This is a genomic window from Chryseobacterium sp. CBo1, from assembly GCF_001693475.1.
GTDB lineage: Bacteria > Bacteroidota > Bacteroidia > Flavobacteriales > Weeksellaceae > Chryseobacterium > Chryseobacterium formosense.
Map to the genome: position 1 here is coordinate 1 of NZ_MAUH01000045.1, position 21,012 is coordinate 21,012.

Annotated in this window: 22 protein-coding genes; 13 read left to right on the forward strand and 9 right to left on the reverse strand. The window is 34.8% G+C overall.

The window, feature by feature from the left end:
* Window positions 1-399 precede the first annotated feature (399 nt).
* Window positions 400-1,005: a bifunctional nicotinamidase/pyrazinamidase gene (gene pncA, locus BA768_RS16660; RefSeq protein WP_065721816.1), complete on the reverse strand. Its 606-nt coding sequence runs from the start codon at window positions 1,003-1,005 to the stop codon at window positions 400-402.
* 358 nt (window positions 1,006-1,363) lie between these two features.
* On the opposite strand from pncA, the gene BA768_RS16665 reads away from it, so the two are divergent.
* From BA768_RS16665 to BA768_RS16690, 6 genes are read left to right on the forward strand one after another with little or no spacing between them, the layout of a single operon-like run.
* Window positions 1,364-2,506: a DEAD/DEAH box helicase gene (locus BA768_RS16665; protein ID WP_065721684.1), complete on the forward strand. Its 1,143-nt coding sequence runs from the start codon at window positions 1,364-1,366 to the stop codon at window positions 2,504-2,506.
* A gap of 25 nt (window positions 2,507-2,531) precedes the next feature.
* Window positions 2,532-3,155 (forward strand): hypothetical protein, encoded by a 624-nt coding sequence (locus tag BA768_RS16670; protein WP_065721685.1) that lies wholly within the window; start codon window positions 2,532-2,534, stop codon window positions 3,153-3,155.
* Window positions 3,112-3,651 (forward strand): YfiT family bacillithiol transferase, encoded by a 540-nt coding sequence (locus tag BA768_RS16675; RefSeq protein ID WP_065721686.1) that lies wholly within the window; start codon window positions 3,112-3,114, stop codon window positions 3,649-3,651. The genes BA768_RS16670 and BA768_RS16675 overlap by 44 nt, the downstream gene beginning before the upstream one ends.
* On the forward strand, window positions 3,648-4,103 hold the full coding sequence (locus BA768_RS16680) for a hypothetical protein (protein ID WP_228388470.1): 456 nt from the start codon (window positions 3,648-3,650) through the stop codon (window positions 4,101-4,103). Before BA768_RS16675 ends, BA768_RS16680 begins: the two co-directional genes overlap by 4 nt.
* A complete protein-coding gene (ytxJ, locus tag BA768_RS16685) occupies window positions 4,100-4,483 on the forward strand; it encodes a bacillithiol system redox-active protein YtxJ (RefSeq protein ID WP_034676266.1) in 384 nt (127 codons plus the stop codon). Before BA768_RS16680 ends, ytxJ begins: the two co-directional genes overlap by 4 nt.
* Window positions 4,480-5,073 carry a Crp/Fnr family transcriptional regulator gene (locus BA768_RS16690; RefSeq protein ID WP_034676264.1) on the forward strand — a complete coding sequence of 198 codons (594 nt, stop codon included), beginning with the start codon at window positions 4,480-4,482 and terminating at the stop codon, window positions 5,071-5,073. The genes ytxJ and BA768_RS16690 overlap by 4 nt, the downstream gene beginning before the upstream one ends.
* Window positions 5,074-5,113: 40 nt before the next feature.
* Here BA768_RS16690 and BA768_RS16695 read toward each other — a convergent pair whose 3' ends face one another.
* Entirely contained in the window at window positions 5,114-5,464 is a 351-nt protein-coding gene (locus BA768_RS16695) for a hypothetical protein (protein WP_034676263.1), read from the reverse strand.
* A 44-nt stretch (window positions 5,465-5,508) separates the two neighbouring features.
* Window positions 5,509-6,015, reverse strand: a complete 507-nt coding sequence (locus BA768_RS16700; protein ID WP_065721687.1) for a pyridoxamine 5'-phosphate oxidase family protein — start codon at window positions 6,013-6,015, stop codon at window positions 5,509-5,511.
* Between the two features lie 274 nt (window positions 6,016-6,289).
* On the opposite strand from BA768_RS16700, the gene BA768_RS16705 reads away from it, so the two are divergent.
* The 5 genes from BA768_RS16705 to BA768_RS21610 all read left to right on the forward strand — a co-directional run bounded on the left by BA768_RS16705 (window position 6,290) and on the right by BA768_RS21610 (window position 8,827).
* The gene (locus tag BA768_RS16705) at window positions 6,290-6,508 is read left to right on the forward strand and encodes a hypothetical protein (RefSeq protein ID WP_065721688.1); all 219 of its coding nucleotides are present in this window, start codon (window positions 6,290-6,292) and stop codon (window positions 6,506-6,508) included.
* A gap of 423 nt (window positions 6,509-6,931) precedes the next feature.
* Window positions 6,932-7,546 (forward strand): Crp/Fnr family transcriptional regulator, encoded by a 615-nt coding sequence (locus BA768_RS16710; RefSeq protein WP_228388472.1) that lies wholly within the window; start codon window positions 6,932-6,934, stop codon window positions 7,544-7,546.
* Between the two features lie 318 nt (window positions 7,547-7,864).
* The gene (locus BA768_RS16715) at window positions 7,865-8,170 is read left to right on the forward strand and encodes a hypothetical protein (protein WP_065721690.1); all 306 of its coding nucleotides are present in this window, start codon (window positions 7,865-7,867) and stop codon (window positions 8,168-8,170) included.
* Window positions 8,171-8,181: 11 nt separating this feature from the next.
* Window positions 8,182-8,688 (forward strand): CinA family protein, encoded by a 507-nt coding sequence (locus BA768_RS16720; RefSeq protein ID WP_065721691.1) that lies wholly within the window; start codon window positions 8,182-8,184, stop codon window positions 8,686-8,688.
* A 7-nt stretch (window positions 8,689-8,695) separates the two neighbouring features.
* The gene (locus BA768_RS21610) at window positions 8,696-8,827 is read left to right on the forward strand and encodes a hypothetical protein (protein WP_262484179.1); all 132 of its coding nucleotides are present in this window, start codon (window positions 8,696-8,698) and stop codon (window positions 8,825-8,827) included.
* 95 nt (window positions 8,828-8,922) lie between these two features.
* On the opposite strand, the gene BA768_RS16725 is transcribed toward BA768_RS21610, so the two are convergent.
* A complete protein-coding gene (locus tag BA768_RS16725) occupies window positions 8,923-9,516 on the reverse strand; it encodes a Crp/Fnr family transcriptional regulator (RefSeq protein ID WP_065721817.1) in 594 nt (197 codons plus the stop codon).
* Window positions 9,517-9,979: 463 nt separating this feature from the next.
* Between BA768_RS16725 and BA768_RS16730 the strand changes: the two genes are divergently transcribed.
* The gene (locus tag BA768_RS16730) at window positions 9,980-10,330 is read left to right on the forward strand and encodes a helix-turn-helix transcriptional regulator (protein ID WP_065721692.1); all 351 of its coding nucleotides are present in this window, start codon (window positions 9,980-9,982) and stop codon (window positions 10,328-10,330) included.
* A 3-nt stretch (window positions 10,331-10,333) separates the two neighbouring features.
* Here BA768_RS16730 and pdeM read toward each other — a convergent pair whose 3' ends face one another.
* The 5 genes from pdeM to BA768_RS16755 all read right to left on the reverse strand — a co-directional run bounded on the left by pdeM (window position 10,334) and on the right by BA768_RS16755 (window position 17,832).
* On the reverse strand, window positions 10,334-10,978 hold the full coding sequence (gene pdeM / locus BA768_RS16735) for a ligase-associated DNA damage response endonuclease PdeM (protein ID WP_034676249.1): 645 nt from the start codon (window positions 10,976-10,978) through the stop codon (window positions 10,334-10,336).
* A 147-nt stretch (window positions 10,979-11,125) separates the two neighbouring features.
* Window positions 11,126-13,573: a ligase-associated DNA damage response DEXH box helicase gene (locus BA768_RS16740; RefSeq protein WP_034676247.1), complete on the reverse strand. Its 2,448-nt coding sequence runs from the start codon at window positions 13,571-13,573 to the stop codon at window positions 11,126-11,128.
* A 192-nt stretch (window positions 13,574-13,765) separates the two neighbouring features.
* Window positions 13,766-15,346 (reverse strand): ATP-dependent DNA ligase, encoded by a 1,581-nt coding sequence (locus BA768_RS16745; RefSeq protein WP_065721693.1) that lies wholly within the window; start codon window positions 15,344-15,346, stop codon window positions 13,766-13,768.
* A gap of 263 nt (window positions 15,347-15,609) precedes the next feature.
* Window positions 15,610-16,626 carry a ligase-associated DNA damage response exonuclease gene (locus BA768_RS16750; RefSeq protein WP_065721694.1) on the reverse strand — a complete coding sequence of 339 codons (1,017 nt, stop codon included), beginning with the start codon at window positions 16,624-16,626 and terminating at the stop codon, window positions 15,610-15,612.
* A 48-nt stretch (window positions 16,627-16,674) separates the two neighbouring features.
* Entirely contained in the window at window positions 16,675-17,832 is a 1,158-nt protein-coding gene (locus BA768_RS16755; protein ID WP_065721695.1) for a helix-turn-helix domain-containing protein, read from the reverse strand.
* Between the two features lie 259 nt (window positions 17,833-18,091).
* On the opposite strand from BA768_RS16755, the gene BA768_RS16760 reads away from it, so the two are divergent.
* Window positions 18,092-21,010: a TonB-dependent receptor gene (locus BA768_RS16760; protein WP_065721696.1), complete on the forward strand. Its 2,919-nt coding sequence runs from the start codon at window positions 18,092-18,094 to the stop codon at window positions 21,008-21,010.
* Window positions 21,011-21,012: the final 2 nt, after the last annotated feature.

The window sequence follows — 21,012 nt, forward strand, 5'->3', positions numbered from 1 at the left end:
TGATTAGATTTTTAATATCCAAACCATCAATAATGCTTGAAACTATTTTCACAGGATGCTTTTCATCAATCAACTCCGATAAATTCGGAGGAAAAAGTAAATTTTCTTTGGGATTGTAATCTTTAAAGACTACTTTTGAATTAGTTAACACAAAGCAAATTACAAAATTTGCAACTATTAGGAAAGCTCAGGCTTTCCTTTTTTGCATTAAAAAGGCTGTCTCTCTTTTGAGACAGCCTCTTTTTTATTTTGAAAGTTTGTCATTCTGGACGAAGGAAGAATCTATACTTATTGTTAGAGAGATTCTTCATTTCACTTCGTTCCATTCAGAATGACAGACGAATGTTAATTACAAGATTGAAATTTATGTAATTTGTGAAAAAATTCGTGTTTTAATTTTTACCCTAAAACCGTTACTCCTTTCTGTAACATTTCAAAAATAGCATCTTTACCATTATCAGGTTTTACGTTCACAGCACGTGTTCCGTTGAAATGCAGACACGTAATATAGCCATTGGCAACCGCATCAAGACAAGTGAATTTTACACAGTAATCTAAAGCTAAACCGACAATTTCAACCAATTGAATTTCGTGATATTTCAGAAAATCATCCAATCCGGTTTTCATAAAATGATTATTATCCTGAAAACCGCTGTACGCATCAATCTCCGTATTTTTTCCTTTCTGAACAATATGCGTTACCTTATCACGGTTTAAATCTTTATGAAATTCCGCTCCGAAGGTTCCTTCAATACAGTGATCCGGCCACATAAACTGCGGAACTCCGTTTAGAATAATACTTTCCCCAACTTTTCTATCGTTATTGCTTGCGAAACTTTTATGATTTGCCGGATGCCAATCCTGTGTAAGAACAATCTGCTCGTAATCATTCTCTTCCATCAGAAGGTTGATATAAGGAATAATTTCATTCGCTCCGGGAACGGCAAGCGCTCCGCCTTCACAGAAATCATTCTGTACATCGACTATTATTAATGCTTTTTTCATATCTAAGATGATCGAATTTTTGATAAATTTATAAAATTTATTACTCAAAAATTTATCCAAAAAAGAATTATCGGACAAAACGGCATTTAGATTATTAGTTTTTAATAAAGACTTAATAAATTTAAATATGTTGGTCATCGCAAAGACGCAAAGTTATTTAGTAATCATGCTGTTTTAAGACGCAAGAAAATCAAAGATTTTCAATAAGTTCTGCATTATTAAATTTTATCTTTGATAAAATCCTTGCGTCTTAAAAAAAATAAAATGAATTCAAAACTTTTGCGCCTTTGCGATCACCAACAAATAAGCATAGAAACTAAAATTTCAATAGCTTATCTTTGTAATAAATAAATTTTATATGTCATTTGAATCATTAGGATTATCAAGCAATATTATTCGTTCTGTGAAAAAATTGGGTTATTTAAAGCCTTTTCCGATTCAGGAGCAGGCTGTTCCGGTTATTTTACACGGTAAAAACCTGATGGGAATTGCACAGACCGGCTCAGGAAAAACGGCTTGTTTCGTAATGCCTATTTTAGACAAATTACAAAAAACCGAGGTTAAAAAAGATCGGAAAGTTCAGGTTTTAATATTGGTTCCTACACGAGAGCTTGCCATTCAGATTGATGAAGTTTTTAAAGCTTTTACCGATAATCTGAACCGTGAAATCCGCACAATGGCAGTTTATGGTGGTGTGTCGATAAATCCTCAGATGAAAGGAATGTTTGGTGTAGAAGTTTTGATTGCGACACCGGGAAGATTGCTGGATCTGATTGATCACAATGCCGTAAGCATTTCTACCATTCAGCATCTGGTTATTGATGAAGCAGATAAAATGTTTCAGCTTGGATTCGGTGAGGAGATGAACAAACTTTTCGCAATGATGCCTGTTGCAAAACAAGTTACTCTATTTTCTGCTACTTTGAATGATAAAGTTTCTGAGATAAAAGAACGTTTATCAATCGATCCTACATTAATTGAAATCAAAAAAGAGGAAGTTGAAATTGATCATATCGAACAATTGGCATATCATGTTGCTCCCGAGAATAAAGGTCCGTTTTTAAGATATTTAATTAAAGAAAAGAAAGTTGAAAAAGCTTTGATTTTTGTTTCTTCTACGAGATCTGCGGATAATTTAGTTGAAAAATTAAAGAAAAATAAAATAAAGGCAGTTGCGATTCACAGTCAGAAATCTCAGGGTGCACGTAGAAATAACCTTGAAGAATTTAAAGTAAATGGCGCTCAGATTTTAGTAGCAACTGATTTGATTGGTCGCGGAATTCACATCGAATCCTTACCATGTGTCATCAATTACGAATTGCCGCGCTCACCTTTGGATTATGTTCACCGTATCGGTAGAACGGGTCGTGCAGGAGAAACCGGAACGGCGATTTCTATTCTTACCGATGAAGAATTGCAGCATTTCAGAGTGATTCAAAAGAAAATGGGGAAAAAAGTAACTTTACAGAGAACAGAAGATATTAATTTGCATGGTTATTAATTAATGCATTCATGCTTTTCCAATCATGAAAGAATTTACAATTGTGCGAGGTCTATTTGATACCAGAAAACGCCAGTTAATCATTAACAAAAACCTTATTAAATTTGAGAATAAGGATAAACGTGAAGATCTGTTTACTATAATTTCTAAGGAAGAAATTGCAGGAGTTCGTTACGGAGTTCATTTTATTAAAGGCCTTGAATTTTATATAGGAAGAGAATACCAGATTTTTATTCAAAATAAATCCGGGAAAGAATTTAAGATTTTCTTTAAATTGTTTTATAAAAGAAAGTTACAGGAAAAACATCAGTTATTTTGTGATATCATTGATGCTTTATGGCAATATTTTTTTAATGATATTTTAAACAATTATATTGAGAAATTTAATTGTAATCAAAATTTTACACTTGCCGGAATTACTTTTAAAAATGTCTGTATACAATTTGATAGCAAGGAAATATCATATGAAGACTTATCTGTAAAAAAGTATTACCATTATTTTGTACTGTACTCAAAAAAAGACCAGTACATCAATAAAATGTTGAATTACTTAAAAGATAAGGATGCCATAATTTTAAACGAATTATTAAACTGCATAATTAAAAATGAGCAACTTAGAGCAAAAGAAGTATCCGATCGGCCGGTTTGAAGTTCCTGAAGACATCTGTGACATCAAACTGAATGAATATATAAAAGTCATCAAAAATTTTCCGGATAAACTAAAAAATTTAATTGAAAATTTTAATGACGAACAATTAGATACTCAATACCGAGAAGGTGGTTGGACGGTGAGACAGCTGATTAATCACATTGCAGACAGTCATATTAACAGTCTGATGCGTTTAAAATTGGCTCTTACTGAAGAAAACCCTTCTATAAAACCTTATGATGAAGCAAAATGGGCTGAACTTCAGGACAGCGTAAATATGCCGATAAAACCGGCGATGAGAATGATTAAAGGAACTCATCAAAGGTGGGCTCATTTGTTAAAATCGATGACCAACAAACAGTTTGAAAGAACTTTTCATCATCCTGAGCAAAATAAAAACTACGACCTGAGAACCTATCTTGCCTATTATGTTTGGCACTGCAATCATCACTTTGCACATATTGAAAATCTAAAGACTGAAAAAAACTGGCCGTGAAAAGTCTTCATAACGAAAATGATTTTAACGAAATAAAAAAAAGAATTGCCAGTCTTTCCGAAAATTCTGAACGGAGATGGGGGAGGATGAATGCCGCACAAATGCTCCATCATTGTAACCTTATTCTTCAGATTCCTTTGAAAAAGATCGAGTTACCCGAGATTAATTTTATCTTAAGAGCCATCGGAATATGCACAAAAAAAGAAATGCAGATTTTCAATAACGGAATTCCGCACAACATGCCAGGTTTTCGGAAAGTAATCGTTAATTTTGAATGTGATTTCGAACAGGAAAAATTTAAACTTCTAAAGACTCTTGATGATTATCAGGAAGCATTCAGAAAGAAGCAATTTCCGGACAGACATGTGCTTTTCGGGAAAATGGAAGAAAAAGATTGGGGATTTTTGGAGTATAAACATCTTGATCATCATTTAAAACAATTTAATGCATGAGTTTTTTAGATAAAATATTTGGTGGAAAACAGGAACAGGGAGATACAAAATCTTTCTGGAAAACGATAAAATCTGAAGAAGATTTAGAAAAAGCAATCAAAGAATCGTATGAAACCAAGGTTGCTATTTTCAAGCATTCTACAAGTTGTTTCATCAGTAAAACAGTTTTGAAAAATTTTGAGAAAGAGATAGAAAACTCAGAAGATCTTAAAAGCAGCTTTTACTTTTTGGATCTGTTGGCTTTCAGACCGATTTCGAATAAAATTGCTGAAGATTTCGGGATTCGTCACGAAAGTCCGCAACTTATTGTTATTGAAAACGGAAAAGCAATCAATAACGCATCACATCAGGATATATCTTTAAGCCAAATTACCGTATGACAAATATTCAGAATTATTTAGCCAAAGTTTTTGAAGTTCCTGCCGATAAGCTGAACATGTGTACTTTGCAGTACGAATCTAAAAAAATTGCAAAGCACGAATTTCTTTTGCAACACGGAGAAGTTTGCCGAAACACTTTTTTTGTAGAAAAAGGACTTCTGAGAATGTACTCGATCGACAAAAACGGCAAAGAACACATCATACAGTTTGCCCCGGAAAATTGGCTGATTGGTGACCGAAGCAGTCTATATTTCAATGAAAAATCAAACTATTTTATTGAGGCGGTAGAAGATTCTGAAGTTTTGTTTCTGCAGCCTGATTTTTTCAACAAGCTTTTGGAAGAATTTCCGAACAGTATAGAGAGAAATGACCTTATCATTCAGAAGCATGTGAAGAGTTTGCAGGACAGAATCAATTCTTTATTGGGAGAAACTGCGGAAGAGCGTTATCTGAAATTCATTAAAATGTACCCGGATCTTTTGCTGAGAGTTCCACAGTGGATGATCGCTTCGTATCTTGGGATTACTCCTGAAAGCTTAAGCCGTGTAAGAAAAGAACTGGCAAAAAAGAATTTCGTTACTGACAAGTAATTTTATTTTTTTTAAATAATAAAATCACCACACCAAGCAACTAGTCGTTGTTCAGTGTGGTGATTATTCTATTGAGATATTCCTGTTCCCTTAAGACTTTTTCGTAAGATTGTTTCGCATAAGAAGGCGATAACTGGTAACCATCTGATTGAAGCTGGTAACTGTCGTTTTCGACATATCCGCCAAAATTCTGGGTATATTCATGGATGAACTTTTCAATTACCTTCCTTTTAATTTCGCACAACGTACTGTTTTTAATTTTCTGCAGAGAATTGAGTATAAAAGACTTGTCTCCACTGAAATTAATCACCTGTGTAATCATTGCAAAATTGCTTATCTGCTTATTATTCGTTTCATGAACAACAGCGTGCGGATCATCTTCGAAAATCATGATTTTTAGTTTTAAGGGTTAAACTTTTTAGAGAATAATTTTATCTAAACGCTGGCTTTACCTTCAACCCCGTCGGAATTATCGGTTTTATTACCGGTAACAGCTGCAGTTACAAATGTTATTAAACTAACCAATTTCCCTGCTTTTGTATCCCAGTAATAAGTATCTTTTGGTTCTACACGAATGATACTCACGGTGGGATCATCTTTACCATCGAACCATGCATTTGCCATTGCAGACCATTTTTCTTCAATAGTAGAACGATCTTTATAAATTGTTGCTTCACCGAATATAGACAGGTATTCTGAATTTGAATTGTTCATAAATAAAAGCTGAACTCTTTTGTCATCTTTTATCTCAAAATTTTTGTTGCTTGTATCGCTGCTAATAAACCAAAGATTTCCGTTATCGTCCGTTTCCTGAAGACCCATTGGTCGCGTATTGATCGGGAGACTTTCGAGATTGGTGCAGAACATACAGAATTTTGCTTTTTCTGAAAGCTCTTTGATTTTTTTTACCGCTTCTGAGTGAATTAGGTTTTCTGTTGACATAATAATATATTTTTGTAATTGTGGTGTTTTGGAGGAACAATATTATTCCTAGCTATTTTGGTCGCTTCAAAAACCTAACCAAAATGTAAATTTGGTAAAAAAAATATTATATTACTATTAAAAATAATGAATTTAACATTTACTACAAAGAATGTTATTGCATTAACTAAATATTATGATCGCAATCATAATACCACAAATCATTATATAGTATATTTGTATTCAAGTTTTTATGCAATATTTAAACTAAATATAACCAATCAAAAAAAGTATTATGAAAAAAACAGTATTCATCTTCGCAGTGGGATTTCTGGTTCTGAGTTGTTCGAAAAAAGATACTACAACACAAACTGATACTATAGATAGTTTATCAGCCGACACAATCACTTCTGAAACTGTACCTGTTCAGCCAGATACTATGATTGTTCCTGCAACTCATGCAGACAGTACCATAACAACCATTCCTGCTGATTCTGCAACCAAGATAAGATAATCATCACTGAGAATCACTACTTTTTACGGATAGAAAATATCCTGTAAATGCGATTATCTTAATCTTTGTGAAGTTTTCACCCTAAAAAAGAAAAATTTCTTTCATTACTAAAAGAAAATCCCAAGCTATGTTTTGATATGAATAAATAGTTATCAGAAAATCTTTATTTTAGACAAATTATGGCACAAAATATGTCTTCTCAAAATTCAGTATGAAAGCTTAAAACTTCGATGAACTACCTGAAGAGTCAGGAATCGGAAGACAAAAAGTTTAGATTTCAAATTCTATTATCCAAGCAGCAAATGGCAGCCTTATAGGAATTTGTATAAAACTGTGATCCGAACATTCAAAAAAGTGAAAAAAAGGCAGATTGCTGATTGAAACCGGTAAAATATTATAGTAATTTATAAAAATGATGAGATTATGAAAACAGTAAGTTGTATGAAGATCGATGAGCAGCTGTTATTATCTTACAGCGCAGAGATCAGAACGTATAATGAGAAAGAAGCAATTTTTCTTGAGGGTGATGCACCTGCTTATTTTTTTCAAATTATCGAGGGGAATGTAAAAGTGAATAATTATAACGAAGAAGGAAAAGAATTCATTCACAACATTCTCGGTAAAGGACAAAGCTTCGGCGATCCTCTTCTTTTTATCGATAAAAAATATCCTGTGAATGCTTATACACTAAAGCCAAGCACTATTATTCGCTTACCAAGAAAGAATTTCATTAATTTAATTAAGGAACATCCTTATGTTTCAATGGAAATGAATGCATGTCTTTCTCACCGTCTGTATTATAATATGATTATGGTACAGAATATGGCTTCACAACAACCGGCTTTAAGAATTACCGGTCTTTTCGATTATCTTAAAAGCTATACAGACTGTGAAGACGCTCACGGATTCAATGTAAAACTCACCCGTCAGCAAATTGCCGATCTTACCGGTCTTCGTGTTGAAACAATTATCCGTACTTTAAAGAAAATGGAGCAGGATAAACTTGTGAAAATTGAAGACAGAAAGATCTATTATTAAAGTATGACTCAGATCATAAATTTGTAGAAGTTTTAGGTTATACATTTGAGTAGGCTTTTTATTATTAATTCACTCTTCAATATGTGAAATAAGAAGCTACTAAATCACTCAAAATATAAAATATGATAACCGGATTAAAACAAAAAGTTTACACAGTGGAAGCGCTGTGTATAAGTGGATTTCCCACTATGAAATACACCCTCAAACTTTATTCATAATTTTTACTTTTCCGGATTACCTCTTTTTGGAGAAGAGGTAGTCTTTTTATAGTCGGTTTTTTTACCGAGATCAACTTGTCATCACCAACACCAAATTAATATGAATTCATATAAAATTTTACAAATCATCAAAGATGATGATTTCGCAGAAATACCCAATCACGGAAAATGGATAGAATCTCAGTCTGTAATTTTTGCGAAAGAGATCAGAGACAATATTTTTCTGCTTTTTGTAGTAAATAAGGATCCTCAAAAAGACTCCGTTCGTGCAATGATCGCAAAATTCGACTGTATTGAAAGCATCAGTCTAAAAGAACCCAGTCAACTGATGTTTTACCTGACCCTTCAAAAATCAGAAGATCTTCATTATTTCGAAAAATACATGAACATCACACAACTTCATTAAAACCTAAACTTATGGAATTTCAGCAAAATTTACTTAATTATATCAGCGAAGCATTGATTACGACCAATGAAACCATTTCTATCGCTGAAAGTGTGACTTCAGGATTATTTCAGCTTGCATTTTCTCAAATGCCTAATGCAGGAATGTTCTATAAAGGCGGTATCACTGCCTACAATATTGCTCAGAAAGTAAAACTTTTGAACGTAGATTATGATGAAGCAAGTCTTTGCGACTGTGTTTCAGAAAAAATTGCCGAAACAATGGCATTAAATGTTGCCAAATTGTTTGAAACCGACTGGTCTATTGCCGTTACAGGCTACGCGAATCCCATCAGAAATTCAACCTACAGAATATTTTCCTATTATTCTTTTGCTTACAAAGGCGAAATTATTTTGTCTAAAAAACTCGAGCTTCATCCTAAAACTCAGGCTTTAGGAGCTCAGGAATATTATACGGAATTTATTCTGGGATGCTTTAAAAGTGAAATCAATAAAGTTTTAGTATTAAATAATCATTAGAAATTATATGAAATCTACCATTACCATTCTTACACTTTGTCTTTTAGGTATTACTGCAAGCTCATGCCGCTGTGACTTTGAAGAAGATGAGCCAAAAAACAGAAAACCTGATCAGGTAGAAAATAAAAAGAATAAATAATCATAATCTTATTTATCGTTTACTGCAGAAAGATCTCCATTAAAATCATAAACTTAGAAAACAGCTTACATTTTCATCTCAACTTTTCTTTGGTATTAATAAAAGATCTTTCTGTTTTGTATTTTCAGAACTCCGGTTTTCTCCATGTTTTTAATTACCCTTATTACTGTTTCTACACTAAGTCCGGTAAGTGAGGCAAGCTGTTGTCTCGTTAAAGGAATCTGGAGAGAATATTGTGATTTATCTTCATGATGAAGCTTCAGATAATTCATTAATGTTAATAATTTATCACTCGGATTATGAAAAGCCATGCTCTGCATCATCAGAAATTTATAATGCATATGTTCCGCCATAAACGGAATAATATCGGAATAAACTTCAGGATGCTTTTTTAGAATTTCAAAAAAATGTGCTTTAGGAAGCCTTATCACTTCACTTTCAATCTCTGCAACAGCATTTACAGGATAGTTTTTAGATAGAAAAAGAGAAGAGAGACCAACGCTGTGATCTTTTAAGAGAATACCCTGAATAAATTCTTTTCCCGCTTCATTATAGTTATTTATTTTTATTTTGCCTTCAACAATCAGAAAAAAAAATGCAGGAACATCACCTTCAGAAAAAATAATATCCTCCGCATCAAAAGTTCTCAAATCTGCTCCAAAAGAAAATAAAATATCTTCATTTATCATATTATAGGGATTAATGTAACCTAAAATCATAATCAATAGTCTCGCAAACGTAATGAGGTACGAATTTTTAGAATTGTAAAGAAAAAGCAATTTTCTACAAAAGTGAATTATTTACCTACCACACAGATACCACATTCACCATTAAAGCTCAAAATAATTGCTGAAAATAAAATTTTAATCAGAAATAAGAGTTTAATTAAATTAAAAAAGCAAAATGCCAAAAAATGTAAAAGGGTTGATTAGAATCATAAAAAGAATGTAAAAAATCTGATACTTTTGAATCAGCAATATCAAAGAATTAGCTCTTGTTTTAAAATTCATAAGAATTAGAATTAAAATTTGAGCCTACAGGATATTTCACAACAATGATACCCCAAATTATAAAGGTAAAAAGAGAAATAAGAATGCTAATCAAATTAAGAGCGAAAGTCTTAATAATGATCGAGAAAAATTTTGCCATACGATGAATAAAAATAACGAAACACTACAAGATTTTAAAGCAGAAAATTACAACGCAAAAATTTTGGCTGACGAAGAAATAATAAGACTTGCAAAAGAAAATTCGCCACGCCTTCTAAGTAAATTCAAATCTGCATACCCGGATTTTTTTGAGAAATTAGCAACGATTAATGCAAATCTTCAAAACTCGGAAATTATTTTCTGTATCTATCTCAAGTTGAGATTGAGTACAAAAGAGATTGCCATTTACACATTTGTAACTCCAAAGGCAATCCAAAACAGAAAAAACAGACTGAGAAAAAAACTAGGCATCTCGTCAGATACCGATATTTATAAATGGTTTGATAATTTGTAAGATTTAAATCTCATAAATCTCAGCATCCGTAAAAACATAGAATCTTCCTTTTTTAGGAAGATTTTTTGTATCTAAACCCGTAAATTCGCTGAAAGCCGGAAGCAATAATTGATTTTCGGAAACCGCAAAGCAGGGTAGTTTGATATTTTTCACCATCGAATTAATCACAAAACCAGGATGAATGTGACCTGTAATCTGAAATTTTTCATCCGTTTTCTGAAAATCGTGGACGAAAAGAAAATGATCAATCTCCAACATTTCATCTCTGAAATTCAGGCATAATTTTGCTTCCAGCTTTTTTGAAATTTTGTCGTGATTGCCTTCTATTAAATGAAATTCAAGGTTGGGAAACTGGTTTTTCCATTCACAGAATTTATCAACACCCGAATTATCTCCTGCGTGGAGTAAATCGCCGACTACAATAAATTTTTCAGGCTTAAAATATTCAATAAGAACAGATAATCTTTGTAAATCATTATCGAAAATCTGATCGGAGAGGGCAATCCCATTTTTGCGGAAATGGGCAGTTTTTCCGATGTGCAAATCGGAGAGAATCAAAGCTTTTTCTTTTTTCCAAAACAGCGCACGCTGATTGGTTAAGGTAAAAACTTCGTTTTGAATGTTTATATTTTTTGTTACTATTTTCATTTTTTACTAAAAAATTTCAGCTATAGCTTTGTCATTTCGACAATAGGAGAAATCTAATAATTAATTTTATAGATTCTTCACTCCGCTATACTTCGTTCTGAATGACAAAACGACATAAATTTACAATTGACTTATTAACAATTCACTTTACCTCCCTTTCTTCGCTTGCTGAATCAGTTTCTGAATTCTCGAATCCAAATCTTCACTCGTTAAAGTCTGCCTCAAACTATCCACTTTTATAGGGAAGCTCAATGGTGTGAATGCGTTAGCAAACTTGAGAATAATTTTTGATTTTTCAATTCTTTTGAATGCTTCTACCAATCGCTGTTCCTGCAGCTGCATATTAAAAACCTCTGTATAAGCCTGCCGTACAAGAAAATGATTCTGGTCGTGGTCTTCCAGAACTTTAAAAATCAAACCTGCAGAACTTTGCAGAGATTTGTTGGAACGCTGCTGTCCGGGAAAATTCTGAACGACCATTCCGGAAATGACCGCAATATCACGGAATTTTCGTCTCGCCATTTCTGCCGCATTAATACTGGAAATCACATCGGTCATCAGATTATCCCTTGTTAAAATTTTGTCTAAATTTTCTTCATTGAGTGGAATTTCTTTATCGCTGAATAATTCAAAACCATAATCGTTCATCGCCATCGAAAAGGAAATCGGAGCCAGTTTTGAAATCCGGTAAGCAATCAAAGCAGCCATCACTTCGTGCACCAATCGACCTTCGAAAGGATACATAAACAGATGATAACCTTCTCGATTTTTAATCAATTCCACCAAAAACTCGTCATCTTTCGGGATGTGCGACCGCTCTTCCTGATTGATTAAAAGCGGATGCAGAAATTTCAGTTCTTTCTCCGAAGCTTTCGGATTGAGCGCAATCGACAATTTTTCCCGCAAAAACTGACCAAGATTGGAACTCAACGGCAATCTTCCGCCCAAATAACTCGGAGCCTGCGCTTTTCCTTTGGAAGCCCGAACGAAAACCGTCATATCTTTTATCATCGCGACTTCCAGAACCCTTCCCGCTAAAATAAATTTTTCTTCTTTTTTTAATCTTGAAATAAAATATTCTTCAACCATCCCAATATATCCGCCGGAAATGAATTTTACTTTCAGCATCGCATCGCTAACAATCGCGCCCATATTCATTCGGTGCAGCATCGCAATTTTTCGAGAAGTCACTTTATGCAAACCGTCTTCCATCACCACAACTTTATGGTATTCTTCATAGCTTTTCAGCGCACTTCCACCAATCGTGAGAAAATCAATCATCGATTTCCATTCTTCATCCGTCATTTCCTGAAAAGTGTAAACCTGCTTGATTCTTTCGTAGGTTTCTTCCGTATAAAATCCGTCGCCAATTGCCAAAGTCATCAGAAACTGAACCAAAACATCGAAACATAAAACTTGTGGTTCACGAGGTTCAATCACATTTTGTTTGACGGCTTCTTTCAAGGCAGAAACTTCAATCAATTCCAACGAATGCGTAGGAACACAATAGATTTTAGAGATCTCAAAAGGGGAGTGACCGCTTCGTCCGGCTCGCTGCAAAAATCTTGCAACACCTTTTGCCGAACCGATTTGAATAACGGTATCAACAGGTTTAAAATCGATGCCTAAATCCAGAGAAGACGTCGAAACAACAGCTTTCAGCTTTCCTGAACTTAAATTTTCTTCAATCCAATTTCTCAATTCCGAATCAATCGAACTGTGATGAATGGCAATTTGTCCTGCGAAATCAGGATAAACATTCAGCAACAACTGATACCACATTTCACTTTGACTCCGGGTGTTTGTAAAAACAATGGTTGATTTTGATTCGAGAATAATCGGAACCACTTTATCTGCTAATTTCTGACCAAGATGTCCCGCCCAAGGCAAAATCTCGACTTCATCAGGAAAAACCGAAAGAATTTCAATTTTCTTATGTTCTTTTGCGGTAACTTTTGTCTTTTTGATGTTGTAAGGAATCAGAACTTCCATCGCTTCATCGAGATTTCCAATGGTTGCGGTGATTCCCCAAATTTTTATTTTGGGAACATATTTTCTCAGTTGCGAAATGCCTAGTTCTACCAAAACGCCGCGTTTTGAGCCTAACAATTCGTGCCATTCGTCCACAACAATCGTCTGTAAATTCTGGAAAAAGCGTTGATGATTTTTTTGTCCGAGAAGCAATTGTAAACTTTCAGGTGTTGCAACCAGAATTTCAGGCATATTTTTGACCTGTTGCTGACGGACTTTCGGGTCGGTATCTCCGTTTCTCACGCCAACTGCCCAATCCAAACCAATCTCATCAATCGCTTCCTGCATTGCTTTGGCAATATCTTTTGAAAGTGAGCGGAGTGGCGTAATCCAAATCATTTTCAGTCCGCTTTTGTATTTATCAGGATTCGTCAGAAAATCTGAAATTAAAGCTAAAAATACAGAATACGTTTTCCCAAAACCTGTCGGAGCAACAACCATTCCGCTGTAGCCATTCCCGAATTTCAGCCAAGTCTGAACCTGAAATTTGAATGGTGAAATCGATTTTTGCATCATCCAGTTCTGAATGATTTTAAAGCCTTCTGTATTTTCGAAATTGCTCAATTTCTTATGATTATTTTATTTAAACGCAAAGAGCGCAAAGACTTTTTGATTTTTTTCTGCATATTTTCGTTCGCAAAGGCGTTTCATTCAGCCAAGAAGTTCTGCTATCATTTGCTGAACGAAGTGCCTTTGCGAGCAGAAAATGTTTTCAAAAATTTAAAAAGAAACCTTGCGATCATTGCGATTAAAAATTTACTGTATCAATTTTTTAATCTCTTCAATATCATCGATCTCATCAACGGTTTTATCTTTTCGCCATCTCAGAATTCTTGGAAAACGTAGTGCAACACCACTTTTGTGACGGTTACTGAAACCAATTCCTTCAAATGCAATTTCAAAAACCAGTTCAGCTTTTACTGTTCTCACCGGACCGAATTTCTCAATCGCATTTTTGTTGACAAATTTGCTGACTTCCATAATTTCTTTATCCGTCAAACCGGAATACGCTTTGGCAATCGTAACCAGTTTATCGCCGCTTTTCACTGCAAAACTATAATCGGTGTAATAAGCACTTCGTCGTCCGCTGCCTTTTTGTGCGTAAATAAGAACGGCATCAATCGTCAACGGATTAATTTTCCACTTCCACCAGTCGCCTTTTTTTCGTCCGGAATGATAATGTGAATTTTTCTGCTTCAACATCAAACCTTCACTGTTGATGTCTCTGGAATTTTCTCTGATTTTATCTAACTCGTTCCATTTTTCAAAATCAATTTGCTGAGAAATTTTGATGTTTTCGGGATTTTCATTTAATAATAATTCTTCCAACATTGCGCGTCTCGCAGAAATTGGTTTTTCACGCAAATCATTATTTTCCAATTCCAATAAATCATAAGAAAAAACCTGAATCGGAATTTCCGAAAGCATTTTTTTGGTTAAAGTTTTTCGGTTTAAACGTTTCTGTAATTCATTGAAATTTAAAACTTTATTATCTTTTACCGCAAGAATTTCTCCATCAATCACAAAATTACCTTTCATCTGCTGAACAACTTCTGCGATTTCAGGAAACTGTTCGGTAATTAGTTCTTCACCTCTTGACCAGATAAAAACTTCGTCATTTCGTCTGATAATTTGCCCGCGAATTCCGTCCCATTTATATTCAATCAACCATTTATCAGGAGTTCCAAGCTCTTCCAAATCTTTTTCCAAAGGATAAGCCAAACAAAACGGATAAGGCTTTGAGTTATCGGGGTTTACATTTTCTGCCGAAATTAATTCCCGAAACGAGACTTCATTAGGAATCCATTTTCCCATCAAACTATGCATCAACGTACTGGATTCCTGCCCGGAAAACTTAGTCAAAGCATTAATCAAAGTTTTATCCGAAACCCCGATTCTGAAGCTCCCGCCTAATAATTTATTAAAAATCAATCGTTCTGTATAATCCAAGCCATTCCAGGAATTTAAAACGAATTCTTTTTTCTCAATATCAGTTTTGTTTTTTAAATCGATAATATCATTCATCCATTCAGACAAAGTACGTTCGATTTTTTCAGTTGGTGGAGGAAGAACCAACGACAAAGTTTCACCCAAATCGCCAACTGAAGAATAGCTTTCCTGAAACAGCCAAAATGGCAATTGTGTAATTTCCAACGCCCATTCTTTCATATAATTGGTGTTTACATTTCGTTTCGGTCTTTTTCCCGTAAATAAAGCGATGAACCAGACTTTATCTTCATCCGGCGCACGTTCTAAGTAATCGATGATGGCATCGATTTTAGCGTTGGTTTTATTGGTGCTTTCGAGAGCATTGATCAGTTCCGCGAAATGTTTCATAAATTTTCAATTAACGTTTCCAAAGCATATTTTTATAATTTTTTGGCAGCTTAGAGCTCCACTTAAGACGGGCTGCGTGCATATCAATGTTTTAATAATCCTTTATTAACAGGTCGCTCCTACGGAGCTCCGCTCATCATCGCATCATTGTTGCTATTAACAGTCAGCTCCATAGGAGCTGGGCTTTAGTCCTACATTATTCTTCAACTAACAGATCGCTCTTATAGAACTTTTCGTATTAAGTTTTCAAAAAAACTTGAAATTTAATTATCAATAATTTCTTTCTCTTTTTCTTCTTCGTCATCATCGCCATACAACGTTTCCACAACATCAGATTTGATTCCGATCTCGTTTAAATATTTAGAAAAAACTTCTGTTTGTCCGTGTGTGACGTGCACAATTTCGGCTTCGGTGGCTTTTATGGCCTGTAATAAACCTTTCCAGTCGGCGTGGTCACTCATTGCAAAACCTGCATCGGCACTTCGCCATCTTCTTGCACCACGAACCTGCATCCATCCGGAGCAAATTGCTGTTGCAGCATCCGGAATTTTCTTGATGACATTAGAATCTAACAAAGCAGGAGGAACGATGACAATTTCGCCTGCAACATGTTTTATATTTTCTCTAAAATCAGGAATTTCATATTCAGGAAGTACAATTCCGACCTCTTCAAATGCCTGATTAAGCTTCCCAATCGAATAGTGCACGTGAATCTTCCCTAAACCTTCAACGGCTTTCATAATTCGTTGAGCTTTACCTAAAGAATAACCGATGAATACCGATGTTTTTTGATTTTCTTTATTTCTGAGAACCCAACTCTGCATTTTTTTGTTCAAATCATCCACTTCCAGCCAATTGTAAATCGGAAGCCCGAAAGTGCTTTCTGTAACAAATTCATTGCATTTTACCAATTCGAAAGGCGTACTCAATCCATCATCCTGAACTTTATAATCACCTGAAATCACACTTATATAACCTTTATATTCCAACCGAATCTGCGCAGAACCAATGATGTGACCTGCCGGATGAAGTGACAATTTCACACCATTAATATTTAGAACTTCGCCATATTGCAAAGTCTGACATTCGATATCTTCGGCAATTCTTTTCTTTAAAATGGGTTTTGTAAAATGATGACAAAGGTATTTCTTCATTCCCCAACGTGCATGATCAGCATGACCATGCGTGATGACCGCCAAATCAACGGGACGCCACGGATCGATGTAGAATTTCCCTTGCGGACAATAGATGCCTTTGTTTGTGAATGTAATGAGTTTCAAAAGAAGTATTGATTTTCTTTTGATGATTCAAAAAGCTGACCAAAACATTTACGCACTTATCTCGAAACTCTGTTTTTTAGTTTCATTGATCAGACTTTTATAATATTCCGAAGGCGTTTTACCGATTATCTCCTTAAAATAACGGTTAAAAGAAGATTTGGATTTAAAACCGGCTTCATAAGCAAACGATAGAAAATTTATGCTTTCATTATTTTTGATCGCTTTTTCTACCATATTTTTGAAATATTCGATGCGATATTCATTGATGTAACGGTAGAATGGTTTGTGTTTGTAGCCGTTCAGCATTTCGCTGATCTGGTATTTATTAATCTCTGTTTTTAAAGCCAGCTGATCAAGATTCAGTTCGCAGTCCCGGAACAGTTGTTTCTGCTTTACCGACTGATCCATTTTTTGCCAAAGCTCGCTGAATTTTACTTCGTAATCAATTGTATTTAATGATAGTTCGCCTTCATTATGATTTTGATTAACAGCTACTTTAAAATCGTTATCTGATTCATTTTCAGCAATTTCATTAATTTCTGTTTTTAAACTTTTTCTGACAATCAAAAGGCAAATAACTAATAATAAAAAATAAGCAATTGTTCTTATTGAAATATTAATCATCTGATTTTCTTCGGGATACAGATTAAGTAAAGCTTTGGAAGCAATGACTCCCAATTCCATAAAGAGAATGCAAAAAGAAATTCTTGTAACGATATCGTATTCAGTCTTTTCAAGAGCTTTAAGATTAACTGTATTAATGATAAAAAGACTTCGTAAAGGATAATAGAGATTCACGATAAATAAGACAATCAGGCTAAAATCATTATACAGATCAAGCAGTTTCTGGTCGACATGGTTTAGGACAAAAAACACGCAGGACACTGTAAGATAACCGATCATCAGAATAAAAAGCGGAATAAAGGTATACCATTTCCCGACAATGGAGAACTCTTTTCTTGTTTTGCTTAAAGTATATAAATAGATTAAAGGCCCATAAGACGCGCCAATAAACGTATTCATCCGATGTCTGATACTTTCATCCGGAATAAAATTAAAAATAACAAACTTAATCGTCAAGTGAACTGCAATCGCTGAAAGAAGGCAGATAAAGAGATAGTTGGAAGGTGATTTTCGTTCTTTAAACTGTAAAAGCCAAAGTGCCACCAATGCCTGAAAAGCGCCGAGTATAACAATATATTGCATTCTATCCTATAGGTTTTCACAAAATAAATGCAAAATTCACATTTTATCATTCTTATGGCTGTTATATATCTATTAAAAATTGTCTCGACGATTTAATATTAGGTTCATAAATAAATAACAAATAGTTCAATTAAATTAAGTTATTAAAAATCAATCAATTAAATACACAAAACCAACGAGTGACACGTTTAGACGTATGGTTTTTTCCTTCGGACGAATACATATTCTCAGCTAACGAAATTTGCATCAAAAATAATCTATGAACAATTCTATTGGTTTTTCAAAAAACAAGTCGAGAATCATTCAGATATCTGCATTTTTCCTGATGACATGTTTTGGAGCCATACATGCACAAACAATTAAGGGTACAATTGTCAGCAAAATAAACGGCGCACTTCCCGGAGCCAATATTTCGATTATAGATGCTGATGCGAAAGCCATTTCTTCATTGGACGGAGATTTCAATATTCTTTCACCAAAGTTGGGAGACATCAACATTAAAGTTGAATATCTTGGGTATGAAACAAAAATTTTTCCGGTTACCATAAAAGAAGGAACTAACGATGTCGGCTACATTACGATTGCTCCTGAAGAAAAACAAAGCAAGGATAAAACAAAGGATATTGAACAGGTTGTAATTTCAAGACCGAATGCTCTAACGCAGGCAAAAGCCTATGAAATCAAGAAAAATAACAACGCCATCATGGAGGTTATTGCAGCCGATGCGATTGGTAAACTTCCAGACAGAAATGCAGCTGAAGCCGTACAGAGAGTGCAGGGAGTTGCGGTTGCGAGGTATCATGGTGAAGCAGATCAGGCGACTGTTCGCGGAACTCCTTTTGCCTGGACTTCTGCCTTATTCAACGGAAACCGTCTTCCAAGTGCGAATGTTTTAGGAAACAGATCTTTCGTTTTAGACGTTGTGCCTTCGGAACTGATTCAGTTTGTACAGATTTCAAAAGCCGTAACTCCAGATATGGATGGTGACGCGATCGGTGGAAGCATCAATTTCATTACAAGAACAGCTCCAGCAAAGAAAACTTTAAGTGTAAGCGGAGCAGGAGGTTATAATACCTTTTCCCAAAATGCAACGTACAACGGATCAATTGTTTACGGAGACCGTTTTTTCAAAAATAAATTAGGGGTAATTCTTTCCGGTGCAATCTGGGACAGGCAGTGGGGAGCAGATTCATTTGATGCTACTTACAATACGGCTGCTGCCAATGATATTGAGAAAAAGTCGATCAGTACTATTATGTTGAAAAGATATATGGGAACAAGAAGAACAATCGGTTTGAATGGCGGACTGGAATATAAATTTAATGCCAATAATAAAATCTATTTCCGTGGAATGTTCAATAAGTTTGATGATATCCGTCCGGTTTACGAATCATATGTAGATTACAACAACAGCCGTTATCAGTATAATTTCAGGTATTCTTATTATCAGACCGAATTATATGGAATGGAATTAGGTGGTGAGCATTCTCTTTCTAAAAAATTGAACTTAGACTGGATGTTAAGCGATTATCAGGCAAAATATTACCTTGATACTCCGCCGACAAGCGAAATCAAAGGACTCCCTATTGCAACTTTCAGACAAAAAATTACAGGCGGATTTACCAATCTTTCAAGCGACGGAAAGCGTTATTGGGGATTTGATTCTCCAAATGGAGTGGGTGGCGAATATCTTGATTACAACTCTGACACTGCCAATCCGAATGAAACCATGAATGCTAATAAATTATTGCTTTCTCAATTGGTTATCGCAAAATTAGACAATAATGAAAGGGATAAAATTGCAAGATTTAATCTTAAATATGATGTCAATTCCAATATTATCTTAAAAATCGGAGCAAAATACCGTGAAAAAGATCGAAACAGTACTTACGGTTACAATGCTGTTTATCTTCCTAACGCAGCATTAGGCGTCCCGAATTCTCCGGCTTTGCTGGCTTTGTCTCAATTATCTACTACGGATGCACCACAAGGAACAGATTTCCTGAACGGAATGAATGGGAATTATAATTCGTACATCATGAATCCGCCGACGAAAGATCAGTTGTTCCAGATGTATTCTCCTGCCTTTTTACAGCAAAACGGTTTCAGAGACCTTTCAAACGCAGAAACGAATGCAACGAGTGTCTATACCGGAGAAGAAAACGTTTTTGCAGCCTATACAATGGCGGAAATCAAGGCAAGCGATAAGTTTAAAATCGTCGGAGGTTTTAGAAATGAAACAACAAGGCTAAGTTTATACGGAGCAAAAGCAACAAAAGAAGAAACGCCAGCAACAACAGTAATCAGTCCGTCAGTTGTGGAAAGTAACTATAATGCTTTTCTTCCGATGCTTCATTTACGGTATAACTTTTCACCAAAAGCGAGTTTAAGGTTTGCTTATACAAAATCATTCATCAGACCGAATTTTGGGGATATGTCGCCGGGGTCAAGCATCGATAATACCACAACTCCAAACAGAATTACAAGAGGAAATCCCGATCTGAAGCCGACGTTCAGTCATAATTTTGATTTGATGGGTGAGTATTACTTCAACAATATCGGGATTCTTTCCGGAGGTGTTTTCTACAAAAAGATTTCGGACATTGTTTTCCAGGATACTTCCATAACGAATCTTAATGGTACGGATTATGTGATCACTCAGGCGAAAAATCTTAAAGAATCTGATCTTCTTGGTTTTGAAATGGGAATTAATAAGCGTCTTGATTTCTTACCAGGCTTTTGGAACGGTTTCGGGGTTGAATTTAACTATACCTATATCGATTCTAAAGTTGATGTGGCGAGGACAGATGCAGGCGGAAATTTAATTACAACAGACAGAACTTCGCTTCCGAACCAATCCAAAAATCTTTTCAATGCAATTCTTTATTATGAAAGCAATAAAGTGATGATCCGTCTTGCCGGAAATTACAGAGGGAAATCTGTTGAAACTATTAATGAAAAACTTGGTCCTGAATATTACATCTGGTCGGATAAAAATTTCACCATCGATTTTTCTGCAAGCTACGACATCAGTAAAAAAGTTAAATTATTTATCGAACTAAACAATCTAAGCAACGAGAGCCTAAGACTTTACATGGGCGACAATAAAAAAAGAATTACCTCCAACGAATGGTACGGAAGCAGGGGGCAAATGGGAGTTCGCTGGCAAATATTTTAAAA